The sequence below is a fragment of the Pseudomonas sp. PLMAX genome (assembly GCF_046042685.1).
Lineage (GTDB): Bacteria > Pseudomonadota > Gammaproteobacteria > Pseudomonadales > Pseudomonadaceae > Aquipseudomonas > Aquipseudomonas putida_AE.
This window is the reverse complement of sequence record NZ_CP064949.1, coordinates 1,646,662-1,658,627: the sequence shown is the minus strand read 5'-3', so window position 1 is coordinate 1,658,627 and position 11,966 is coordinate 1,646,662. Positions and strand designations below refer to the sequence as shown.

Below are 11,966 nucleotides of genomic sequence, written 5' to 3'. Positions count from 1 at the left end.
ATTTCGAAAGGACGAATAGCATGAACATCAATCTGCAACTCGACGCCCTGCGCAACGCCTACCGCGACGGCAGCACCACGCCTCGTCAACTGCTATCAAGCCTGCGCGATAAGGCAGCGGCCTTGAACCCGGACTATCACTTGTTCATCCATGTGCTCAGCGCCGAAGAACTGGAACCCTACCTCGCCGCCCTCGACGGCCGTGACATCGACAGCCTGCCTTTGTACGGCGTGCCGTTCGCGATCAAGGACAACATCGACCTGGCGGGCATCACGACCACGGCGGCCTGCCCGGCATTTGCCTACGTGCCGCAACGTTCGGCGACCATCGTCGAGCAACTGCTGGCCCTGGGCGCCGTGCCGCTGGGCAAGACCAACCTCGATCAATTCGCCACCGGCCTCAACGGCACGCGCTCGCCCTATGGCGCGTGCCCCAATAGCGTGTTGCCGGAGTATCCATCGGGTGGCTCCAGCGCCGGTTCTTCCCTGGCGGTGGCGCTCGGTGTCGCGAGTTTTTCCCTGGGCACCGACACCGCGGGCTCCGGGCGCGTGCCGGCGGCGTTGAACAATCTGGTGGGGATGAAAGCGACCAAGGGCCTGATTTCCACCGCGGGTGTGGTGCCGGCCTGTCGCACGCTCGATTGCGTGACGACCTTTACCGCGACCGCCCGGGAAGCGAGTCAGTTGCTCGCATTGACCGCCAAACTCGATCCACGGGACGAGTACAGCCGCGCTAATCCGCTGTGGAATGACGGCTCGGCGTTCGGCGCAGTGCGTGGGTTCCGTTTCGGTGTGCCCCGTGCGCAAGACCTGGAATTTTTCGGCTGCGCTCAAGGCCCGCAGCTATTTTCCGATGCAATCGACCGACTCAAGGCCCTCGGTGGTGAAGCGGTAGAGCTGGACCTGTCGCCCTTTCTCGAAGCGGCGCGTTTGCTTTACGAAGGCCCGTGGGTGGCCGAACGTTACAGCGTGGCCGGCGAATTGATGGAACACAATCCGCAGGCCGTACTGCCTGTCCTTCGCGCCGTACTGGCCAAGGCCCCGGCCGTCACGGGCGTGCAGACCTTCCGCGCTCAATATCGGCTGCAAGCATTGAAAGCCCTGTGCGACAAAGCGCTACAAGGCCTCGATTGCGTGGTCACGCCGTCCATTGGCCGCCCGGTCACCCTGGCAGAACTCGACGCCGAACCGGTCCTGCGCAACAGCGAACTGGGCTACTACACCAACTTCATGAACCTGCTCGATTACGCTGCCGTCGCGGTGCCCAGCGCGTTCATGGACAACGGCTTGCCTTGGGGTGTGACCCTGTTGGGGCGGGCGTTCACCGATCAGTACCTGTTGAGCCTGGCCGATGGCTTGCAGCGCCAGCAAGGACTGGCGGCCCCGGCACCGACCGCGGTCGCGCGCAATGACCGCGCGCGGCTGGTGGTCTGTGGCGCCCACCTGGATGGCCTGGCGCTGAACTGGCAACTGAAACAGCGCGGCGCGCGCCTGGTGGAAACCACGTTCAGCTCGGCCGATTATCAGCTGCATGCGTTGGCCGGTGGCCCGCCGTTGCGTCCGGGCATGGTTCGGGTCAAGCACGGCGGCGTGGCGATTGCCGTGGAAGTCTGGGAATTGCCAAGCAGCGAACTGGGCTCGTTCCTCACCGGCATCCCGGCACCGTTGGGGCTGGGCAAGGTACAGCTGGCGGATGGTCGCTGGGAAAGCGGATTCATCTGTGAGGCCTATGGGTTGGAGGGCGCGGTGGACATCAGCCATCTGGGCGGATGGCGCGCCTACCTCAAAACCCTAGCCTGACCCCGTCCCCCTGTAGGAGCTGCCGCAGGCTGCGATCTTTGACTTTGTTTTTGATCGCAGCCTGCGGCAGCTCCTACAGGGATTGTTTGCGTCATGCATGGGAACGACCATTCGCGACGCACATGGAGCAGTTATTTCCCGCGCCAGCCCTTAGAATGCTTGCCATCGGATTGCTGACAATGGAACTGCCATGCCACTTCGTTCGCCGCTGTATTCCCAACGGTCGTTGGTCCTCACGTTGGTCGCGTTGCTGGGCGCAGGCTTCCTGGCCACTTCCTTTCTCAGTTACTACGCCTCGCGAGCGTCGATCCGCGACAACATCGTCAACACCGAGCTGCCGCTGACATCGGACACCGTCTACTCGGAAATCCAGAAAGACCTGGTCCGGCCGATCCTGATTTCCTCGATGATGTCCCGCGACACCTTCATGCGCGACTGGGTGGTCAATGGCGAACGCGACACCGGGCAGATGACCCGCTACCTCGACGAGGTCATGACCCACTACGGTGCCTACACGGCGTTTTTCGTCTCCGACGCGAGCCTCACCTACTACCACGCCAAGGGTGTGCTCAAGCAGGTCAGGGTCACCGAACCCCGGGATGCCTGGTACTTCCGTGTGCGTGACATGAAGGATCCCTACGAGATCAACGTCGATCCGGACCTCGCCAACAAGGACAACCTGACCGTCTTCATCAACTACAAGGTCTACGACTACCACAACCGCTTCATCGGCGCCGCGGGTGTCGGGCTGACCGTCGATGCGGTGATCAAGCTGATCGACAAATACCAGCAGCGCTACCAGCGCAGCGTCTACTTCGTCGACACCTTCGGCCGCCTGGTGCTCACCGGGGCCGAGGGCGGGCCACAAGGCGCCCTGGCCGGGCAGACCCTGGCCGAGCTCGACAGCATGAAAAACCTGCTCAGCCAACTGCCCAAGCCCCACAGCGGCAGCTACGAATATTCCGGCCAGGGCCAGGGCCATTTCCTCAACGTGCGCTTCATCCCGGAGCTGAACTGGTACCTGTTCGTCGACAAGCGCGAAGACGGCGACCTCAGCGACATCCGCCGCTCGCTGTACCTCAACCTGCTGATTTGCCTGATCGTCACACTGATCGTGCTGGCCCTGCTCAACCGCGTGATCAAGCGCTACCAGGGACAGATCCAGACCCAGGCCACGCTCGACAGCCTGACGGAACTGCCCAACCGCCGCGGCTTCGACCTGCTGGCCGCGCAAGCGATGCATGAGGCCCAGCGTGAACCCAGGCCGCTGACGGCGCTGCTGCTGGACCTGGACCACTTCAAGGCCTTGAACGACACCTACGGCCACCTGGCCGGCGATCAAGTGCTGATCGGCTTCGCCCGAGACCTGGAAAGCTGCCTGCGCCACTCCGACATCGTCTGTCGCTGGGGCGGTGAAGAATTCATCGTGCTGCTCAAGGACACCGACGGTGACGGCGGACAGGTGATCGCCGAGAAAATACGCCAGCATGTGGAGCGACAGCCCTATGCGTACAATGGCAACCGCTTGCAACTGACCGTCAGCATCGGCCTGACCACCCTGCAGCCCGATGACACCTTGCACACCCTGCTGTCACGGGCCGATCATGCGATGTACCGGGCCAAACAATCGGGCCGCAACCGAATCTGCGTGGAACTGCCTCAACCTGCCTATGAAAAAGCCTGACCTCTGCCCCGCCTGCGGCGCAGCCAACGACTGCACCCTGGCCGACCCGCGAACCGCTGACCGGGCCTGCTGGTGCTACGGCGTCAGCATCGACCCGGCGGTGCTCCAGGCGCTGCCCGCCGAACTGCGCAACACAGCCTGCCTGTGTCCTCGTTGCGCCGAGGTTGAGGCGCAGTTGCAAGCAACGCCGCCGTCGATCAAGTAAGATGCGCGCCCCCTTTCTTCACTGATCCTCACGTCATGCGCGTCGACCGTTTTCTCAGCAACCTGCCCTGCTTCAACCGCAAGCAGGTGCGCCTGTTGCTGGTGGAAAAACGCGTCCGGATCGACGGCAAGACCGTCAGCGATCCCCACACTGACGTGCGCGAATTCAGCCGCGTCGAAGTCGACAACGAAGTGCTGCAAGCCGGCAAGCCGCTACGCCACTTCATGCTCAACAAACCCGCCGGCTGCGTCAGCGCCACCCGCGACCCGCAGCACCCCACCGTCCTCGACCTGATCGCAGAACCGGACAAGGATGATCTGCACATCGCCGGGCGCCTGGATTTCAACACCACCGGCCTGATGCTCATCACCAACGACGGCAGTTGGTCGCGACGCCTGACCCAGCCGCAGACCAAACTGGCGAAGGTCTACTACGTTGAAACCGAGCAGGACATCGGCCCCGAATACGCGATCACTTTCCGCGAGGGGCTGTACTTCGCCTTCGAAGACCTCACCACCCAACCCGCCGGGCTGGAGCTGCTGGGCCCGAAATGCGCACGCCTGAGCATCGTCGAAGGACGCTACCACCAGGTCAAGCGCATGTTCGGTCACTTCGACAACAAGGTGCTGCGCCTGCATCGCGAATCCATGGGCCCACTGGTGCTCGACAACGCGTTGAAACCGGGTGAATACCGCCCGCTGAGCGTCGATGAGATCGAATTGATCTAAGCAGCCTACCGCTGAGCAGAAGTTGTCGAACAATTTGCCAAAGGCACTTGCGCGATGACGTGACCCCTGCTTGAATCAGGACGTCGGCCGAAATGTGACCGATGAGTCACAAGCTGTATCTAAGAAACTTTTTGCCGGTAGGGACCCTAGGGTTCCGGCCTCACCCGGCAAACTGCCCGCCAATAACAATACCCGTCGACCGGACTGCATTGGATCGACATGGGCTAACAATTTCCAGGGCGTATGCCTACCTGTCACAAAGCTCGTGCAATCTCTTTTGCGCGCATACCCGCTTGCCAGGAGTCTTATGACATGAGGCCAGAAATCGCTGTGTTGGATATACAGGGTCAGTATCGGGTTTACACGGAGTTCTATCGCGCAGACGCCGCAGAGAAGACCATTATCCTGGTCAACGGCTCGATGGCCACGACTGCGTCGTTTGCACAAACCGTGAAGAATCTCCACCCGCAGTTCAATGTGGTCTGCTACGACCAGCCCTACGCGGGCCGGTCCAAAGCCCACAACCTGCACGAGAAATTGCTGACCAAGGAAGTCGAAGGGCAGATCCTCCTGGAGCTGATCGACCACTTCGCCGCCGAACACGTGCTGTCGTTTTCCTGGGGTGGCGCCGCGACCCTGGTCGCCCTGGCCCAACAGCCTCGGCGCATCGAAAAAGCCGTGATCAGCTCGTTCTCCCCGGAGATCAATGCGCACATGCTCGACTACCTTGAGCGCGGCGTGGATTACCTGGGCAGCCGTGACGGTGACCGGGTCGGCAACCTGGTCAACAGCACCATCGGCAAACACCTGCCGACGCTGTTCAAGCGCTTCAACTATCGCCACGTCAGCAGCCTGGCCGATCACGAATACGGGCAGATGCACTTCCACATCAGCGACCTGCTGCACAGCGACCGCCAGTGCTTCTTCAAGGCGGCGCAGAAAATCAACGTACCGGTGCTGTTCATGAACGGCGAATGGGACGAATACACCGCCGCCGATGGCGCCCGGTTGTTCGCCGATCACGTGCAAGACGCCACCTTCACAACCCTGGGCGCTACCGGCCACTTTCTCGACATGGAACACAAAGCCGCCTGCCGAGACAGCCGCAACGCATTACTGGGGTTCCTGAAGCCGGCACAGCACGATAGCCGACCGCGTTACCACTACGTTCAGGACCACCATGCATTGTCCCTCTGAAACAGCGTCGTCGCGAGCAAGCCCCGCAGCCCTTACGTACTCCCGTAGGCGCGAGGCTTGCCCGCGAACGACCGTCACAGGGTCCGTGCATGTGCTTCACCCGCGCTAAAGCCATCAAACGCAAAGAAAAACTTCATTTCCACGCGCACATCTGGTACAAAGTCTCCGCTCTGAGCGGGTGTCGTATAATGGCATTACTCCAGCTTCCCAAGCTGATAACGAGGGTTCGATTCCCTTCACCCGCTCCAACCGAATTCTTGTCTCACGTTGTTTGTTGACGGGGGATGCAGGTAAAGAAAAAACCGGCTTAGATGGCCGGTTTTTTTGTGTCTAATATTTGGTGAAATTCAGCGTTTCATTTCCACTTTCGATAAGCATGTAACCCCACCGCTGTAGTGACTAATCTGGACTCGTTAGCGTTTTTTTCTCAGAACCCGGTTTTAGTATCATTTTTCATCAAACATTAGCCTTTTCACACCTGCATAAATTAGCGTTTTCGCATAGGATCGACGTTCTGTTAGCGTTTTTCTTTCCTCAGTAAAGGATCTCGTCAATGCAAGTCGGTTTTAACACCCTCGCGAACCGCTACGACATCGCATTGGCGCAGCCTCTGCGCGTCGAGTCCACGATCGGCAGCACACGGGTCAGCCGCGAAAGCGACGGGCATGTGGAGAACCGGTATCCGCCAAGCTACCGACCCGCAGACGACTTTGCAGGACATTTCGAATTCGGCCTCAAGTACGAAGACATTCATCTCGAATTTTTTGCCCGCCTGTTTGCGGTCGTAGGGCCGCAGCCTGTCGAAGACTGGTGTCGACGAGAGCCTTTCGGCCAGTACGCCCGTCGCACAGGATTCCTTTATGAATGGCTGACAGGTGAACACCTGGATGTGCCGGACGTGACCAATGGTGCCTACGTTGATGCACTTTCGCCAAAAAAATACCTGACTCGTCGCCAGTCGTTACGAATTCGGCGTTGGCGAATCAATAACAATCTGCCGGGAACGGCTCAGTTCTGTCCCTTGGTTCGTCGAACAGCGCCCGTGCAGGACGCTCTGCAATTTGATCTGCGCGAAGCATTGGCCGAGTTGGATCAGACCTTTGGCGCTGACATCCTGATGCGTACGGCCAGTTGGCTGACGTTCAAGGAATCGCGCGCTAGTTTTCTGATCGAAAAGGAAGCCGACCAGGCTGATCGCATCCAACGGTTTGCCCATGTCATTGCCCAATACTGCGGTCATATCGAAAACCCGTTGAGCAACGACAGACTGCAGTCCCTGCAAGCCGGCATTCTGGGACATGACGCCATCGGCCTGGGTTTGCGGCGCTCTCCTGTATTTGTGGGGCAAGCCACGATGCGCGAGGACATCGTGCACTACATTGCGCCCCACTCCAGGGACCTTGACTCACTACTGGCGGGCCTCAACGAATTTGAGATTGCAACACGTGGTGCGGAATCGCTGGCGCGTGCCGCTGTGTTGGCATTTGGCTTCGTCTATATCCATCCCATGCGCGATGGCAATGGTCGGATCCACCGTTTCCTGATCAACGACACTTTGATTCGAGACAAGGCAGTGCCCGATGGCGTCATTCTGCCAGTATCAGCCACCATCACCAGCTCGATCGACTTCCGGGCCGGCTACGACCGTACGCTCGAAGTGTTCTCGCGACCTTTCATGCGCCGTTACGCGACGGCGTATCGCTTCGGCGAACTGGTGACCGACGAGGACGGGACCCTCAGCAACTTCATCTTCGATGAATATGAAGATGGCTGTTTTGCCTGGCGGTATCCGGACCTGACCGAACACGTCCTGTACACCGCGCGCGTTGTCGAGCACACGATTCGCACGGAAATGGCGGATGAAGCGCGCGTACTGTTGATCTTTCAGCGAGCACAGGAGCAGTTGAAAGAGGTGCTGGAGATGCCCGACCAGGATGCGAATCGCATCATCCGCTCCATCAAGGAGAATGGTTGGGTGGTTTCGGGCAAGCTGAAGAAAGGGTATCCGCAGCTTGAGGATGAGCGCATGGCGGAACGAGTTGTGGAGGCTGTGCGTTCGGCGTTTGAAGATCGCGAGATGGGAAGCAGTGAAGAGAAATAAATCCGTCTCCCCTTTTCCCTACTTTTCCCTACTTTTCCCTGTTTCAAGATCCTCGCCGCTCTCGCTAAATGTAGACTGGAGCTAGGCCAACGTACTATCAGTTCTGCTAGTACCGACGCGGGACCAAAATCTGTAAAACAACAGTATCGTCCTTTCAGTATCCAGAAGCCCCTTATGGTCACGCCCACTCGAATCGAGAAAAACGAACCAAAAACGATTCTACTTGCGACCCATCAGAACCAATCCGTTGTGGCGCAGGTGAGTCAAGGCGAGGTGAATCCATTGGCATACACTGCCTATGGGTACCGATCAGGCGATCACCGTTGTACCCGTCTTGGTTTCAATGGTGAGCTTAAGGAAGCACAGACTCATTGGTATTTATTGGGCAACGGTTATCGAACCTACAACCCGGTACTGATGCGGTTCCACTCTCCTGACAAATTGAGCCCATTCGCCGCCGGTGGATTAAACGCGTACACCTATTGCGTCGCAGATCCAGTAAATCATCGAGATCCCACAGGGCGCTTCGCTATACCGACCGTGCTTATGCTTGCAGGCGGTGGAAGCTTTACATCATCGACAGCACTGATTCTGGGAATGTATGCAAGTAGTCATTCTCGTGTGCAAGGAATTTTGACTGTGGGTATGGGAACGGCAGGCATGCTGGCCGGTTTAGGGGCGGCTGCAAATCCAGCCTCGGTAATAGCACCCTTTCTGGCGAGTGCGAGTATGACGGCAGGGGGAACCGCCATAGCGCTGGGTGTCAAAGCGGCAAGAGCAGCAACGGCAAGAGGTAGCCAATGGTTTCAGACGGTGGCTAGGGGGGCCACCGAGGGTCCGCCAAGATACTCAACTTTGTCAGTTCGGGATTTGCCGCCATCGTACTCCACCGTGAACCTTGGTCCACCGCCACCATACAGTCAATCGATAGCCCTGACTCCCATTGCCCCCATACATTCGACTGCACGCGGTGCATCACCTCAAGCTGGACGTCTATCGCAAAGCACACGGCTTGCGAGAGACCAGGAGAACCTCTTGAATCAACCCGAGCTTCACACAGCCCGGATGAGCGAGCTTCCGCAACTGCAATTCATAGATGAAACTAATTCCGCAGCCAGGACAATCAGACGCTCAAGCAGCTAAGACGTGGATTTGCTCTCGAATCTCATCAGGCATTAGCCTTTCCACAAGCACTGGATCTATAGGTGCCGGCTTGTTGGCTCCTGCACGCAAAACCTCGCAATACACCAACCCTCTCCTTTCAGGCTTGCCCAAAGCCATGTCCGCAGCGGCCTTCTAGACTCGATTCCTATCGCTGTCCCACCGAGCCAGGACGACTTGGTGGTTATAGTGTTGATTAAAAACAACCAGTAGGTATAGTAACCACAAGCACACCACAGGGAGGTGATGTGAATAGCCGATTTTTGATAAGCCAACTCGTTGCGGACGGCTGGTATCTGGTACGTATCAGAGGCAGCCATCATCACTTCAAGCATCCGACCAAACCGGGCCTGGTGACAGTCCCTCACCCGAAGAAAGATCTTCTCAAGAAAACGGCCATCAGTATTTTGCAACAGGCGCTGCTCTGACAGACGCTGTGCCGAGTCCTCGGAGGACAATGACAATGCTTTACCCGATTGCGATTTCAATGGGAGATGAGGAGCACGCCTGGGGCGTTGAAGTCCCTGACATCCCGGGCTGCTTTTCCGCCGGGGAAGATCTGGATGATGCGATGGCGATGGCCCGAGAAGCCATTGAAGGCCATTTCGAGATCTTGGCCGAAGGGGGTTCAGCCATTCCCCCCGCAAATAAAGTGACACTGCACGCAGCCAACCCAAAGTACGCGGGATGTGCGTGGGCACTGGTGGACATCGACGTTACCAAATATCTGGGCAAGGCCCAGAAGCTGAACATCACACTGCCTGGGTACCTGCTAAACCGTATCGATGAATACGTGCTGCACCATCCGGAAGAGAAAAGCCGTTCGGGCTTTCTGGCTTCGGCAGCACTCAAGGTATTGCAGCAGAGCTGATAAGCTTATTGCAGTGATCTATCAACCGGCCCGAGTGGCCGGTTTTTTGTGGCCGGAATTTAATGAATGTTGGATCTCAGGCGACACCATTTCTAAAAAAAGCAACGTCCTACAATAGTCTGGGAAATGTCCGTACACTCGCGCATTGCTGTGCCATTGTCATGAGATCTATAGTCCGAGCGCGCCCCAAATGGCGTATCGGGTTTGGCGACTCGATGGCAAGGCACAGAAATCTCCGGCCAGCTCGGAGCGTTTCTGAACGCACTTGGCTACCTGTTTTTTGGTGGCTGTGCGTGGGAGATCTTCGGGTCTGCCGGTTTGTGCCTTGTCCGGTTCGCCAACCCGCGTACAGCTACCACCCTTTGTTTGGCGACGATGAGTGGTAGTTCACCTAACTTCAAGGTAATCACTCATGAATGAATATATGGCTCTAACCAGCAACGCCGACGACCTCCCCTCGTTTTACGTCAACACCACTCAACCGCTGCACTCGCTGCTCAGCAGTGCCCGTTACCCGAATCGGTGCCGTGACGCAGGTTCTCGAAAACCTCGCGATGCGAGGTGAGATCAGCACAGACTCAGTCATCCTCAGCGACTTCGCATTGTTGTGTTGCATTCCTTTGCGCGATGGCTGCGATGTGCTGGATGTCATCGCTCGGCGCATGGATGCCGAACCGTCCTGACGTAACACTTTGCTCACGATGGTGGTCTGGCAGGCAACACAGATGTGACTGTGCGACCGTCATCGCGAGCAGGCTCGCTCCCACAGGGTTTGCGATAACCCAAACCATCTCAGCAGAGCACCACTACCATGACTCAAAACATCTACGACGCTCCCGGTTTTTTCCAGGGCTATAGCCAGATGGCCCGCTCGATTGGCGGCCTCGATGCCGCACCGGAAGCGCCTGCGCCTATGGCGATGCTGCCGCCGATGCAAGGCTTGAAGGTGGTGGATCTCGGGTGCGGTTATGGCTGGTTTTGCCGTCGGGACAGCGAGCACGTTCAGCGCTGAGTGTTTGTCGCAAGCACTTGTATAGGTTGCGTATGGATCCGCGCACGCCAGTAAAGATGCTGTATAGCTGCGTTTCGCCAGACAACGGATCCCTTATTCTCCCTGCTCACCGTTCGCCAAGAGGTCAGCATGGACAGTTCAGAGTTGGGGATCATGGTCATTTCAATGATCGGGTTGTTCGGCTTTGCTTCGTTTATTTTTGAATACCTGGGTGCCAGGCGCGCAAGGAAAAGGCAGAGATGATTCTTTCCTCATCTCTGCCTTTTTCACCTCAGCGCGTCGCCACCAGAAACAAACGCGGGAACGGCAGCAATACCGAACCATCGGCCAATGCCGGATAGGCCTGCTCGATTGCAGTCTGATACTGCTGCAGATACTGCGCGCGTTGTGCCTCATCCAATGGTTCGAGGAACGGCCGCAAGCCGCTGCCCTTGAACCACTCCACTACACCCGACGCGCCGCCCGCCAGCGGATGATGGTACGTGGTGCGCCATACATCGACGCGGGTGCAACAGGCTTTGAGCATTGAGTAATACGCGCTGGCATCGGCCATTTCGGTCCGTTGTGCGGCGACGCTCGCCAGTTTTTCGGCCCACGGGCCTTGTGCCGCGACTTCGCGCATCAAGCGGTGCGAGGGTTGATTGAGGTTGTCCGGCATCTGGATCGCCAGGCTGCCACCGGGGGTGAGTTTGCTCACCAGCGCAGGCAGCAATGTGGCGTGATCGGGTACCCACTGCAGCACGGCGTTGGCGAAGATCACGTCGAATGGGCCAGTATCATTCCAGGTGTCGATGTCCGCGATGTCGAACTGCACTTGGGGCAGGCGCTTGCGTGCGGCCTCGATCATGTCGGTTGAACTGTCCAGCCCGCGCACCGTGGCGTCGGGGAAGCGTTCCACCAGCAACTCGGTCGAGTTACCGGGACCGCAACCGATGTCGATGGCCGAGCGCACTGATCCAGCGGGGATGGCGGCCAGCAGGTCGCGAGCGGGACGGGTGCGTTCATCTTCAAAAGCGACGTATTGTTTGGCGGACCAACTCATTGCGTTCTCCTGTTGGTGCGTTGTCTGGGGCTTGGCTGACAACGGGTTCGCTACGATACATCGACTGGTGGGTGGTGCTCTATTGCACCTTGAAGATTGCGGTGGTCTTTCCGCCGCCTTCGCTGGCGAGCCAGCTCCTACAGTGGATCGGGTGGGGCCGGTAGAG

10 protein-coding genes, 1 tRNA gene and 2 pseudogenes are annotated in these 11,966 nt (G+C 58.3%); 12 read left to right on the top strand and 1 reads right to left on the bottom strand.

The genetic code is table 11. From position 1 onward, the window contains the following. Positions 1-20: 20 nt before the first annotated feature. The 12 genes and pseudogenes from atzF to DKB71_RS07535 all read left to right on the top strand — a co-directional run. Positions 21-1,799 (top strand): allophanate hydrolase, encoded by a 1,779-nt coding sequence (atzF, locus tag DKB71_RS07590; protein ID WP_408599996.1) that lies wholly within the window; start codon positions 21-23, stop codon positions 1,797-1,799. 190 nt (positions 1,800-1,989) lie between these two features. Beyond that, positions 1,990-3,483 carry a diguanylate cyclase domain-containing protein gene (locus DKB71_RS07585; RefSeq protein ID WP_408599995.1) on the top strand — a complete coding sequence of 498 codons (1,494 nt, stop codon included), beginning with the start codon at positions 1,990-1,992 and terminating at the stop codon, positions 3,481-3,483. Further along, the gene (locus DKB71_RS07580) at positions 3,470-3,688 is read left to right on the top strand and encodes a cysteine-rich CWC family protein (RefSeq protein ID WP_323606725.1); all 219 of its coding nucleotides are present in this window, start codon (positions 3,470-3,472) and stop codon (positions 3,686-3,688) included. Before DKB71_RS07585 ends, DKB71_RS07580 begins: the two co-directional genes overlap by 14 nt. A 35-nt stretch (positions 3,689-3,723) precedes the next feature. Further along, on the top strand, positions 3,724-4,416 hold the full coding sequence (locus DKB71_RS07575; RefSeq protein WP_406591996.1) for a pseudouridine synthase: 693 nt from the start codon (positions 3,724-3,726) through the stop codon (positions 4,414-4,416). A gap of 312 nt (positions 4,417-4,728) precedes the next feature. Next, positions 4,729-5,613: an alpha/beta fold hydrolase gene (locus DKB71_RS07570; protein WP_046816730.1), complete on the top strand. Its 885-nt coding sequence runs from the start codon at positions 4,729-4,731 to the stop codon at positions 5,611-5,613. Between the two features lie 174 nt (positions 5,614-5,787). After that, positions 5,788-5,861, top strand: a tRNA-Gly gene (locus DKB71_RS07565). A gap of 305 nt (positions 5,862-6,166) precedes the next feature. Next, positions 6,167-7,714 (top strand): Fic family protein, encoded by a 1,548-nt coding sequence (locus tag DKB71_RS07560; protein WP_408599994.1) that lies wholly within the window; start codon positions 6,167-6,169, stop codon positions 7,712-7,714. Between the two features lie 174 nt (positions 7,715-7,888). Beyond that, positions 7,889-8,857, top strand: coding sequence for an RHS repeat-associated core domain-containing protein (locus DKB71_RS07555; protein ID WP_408599993.1), 969 nt, complete (start codon positions 7,889-7,891; stop codon positions 8,855-8,857). A gap of 266 nt (positions 8,858-9,123) precedes the next feature. Beyond that, complete coding sequence (locus tag DKB71_RS07550) at positions 9,124-9,303, top strand: type II toxin-antitoxin system HicA family toxin (RefSeq protein ID WP_077184214.1); 180 nt, start codon at positions 9,124-9,126, stop codon at positions 9,301-9,303. Between the two features lie 35 nt (positions 9,304-9,338). Then, the gene (locus tag DKB71_RS07545) at positions 9,339-9,746 is read left to right on the top strand and encodes a type II toxin-antitoxin system HicB family antitoxin (RefSeq protein ID WP_274073492.1); all 408 of its coding nucleotides are present in this window, start codon (positions 9,339-9,341) and stop codon (positions 9,744-9,746) included. Positions 9,747-10,158: 412 nt separating this feature from the next. After that, positions 10,159-10,429 (top strand): annotated as a pseudogene (locus tag DKB71_RS07540) (short-chain dehydrogenase). Between the two features lie 128 nt (positions 10,430-10,557). After that, positions 10,558-10,743, top strand: a pseudogene (locus tag DKB71_RS07535) (SAM-dependent methyltransferase); the annotation flags it as partial. A gap of 286 nt (positions 10,744-11,029) precedes the next feature. Here the strand turns inward: DKB71_RS07535 and tam are convergent. Further along, positions 11,030-11,800, bottom strand: a complete 771-nt coding sequence (gene tam, locus DKB71_RS07530; protein WP_323626668.1) for a trans-aconitate 2-methyltransferase — start codon at positions 11,798-11,800, stop codon at positions 11,030-11,032. Positions 11,801-11,966: the final 166 nt, after the last annotated feature.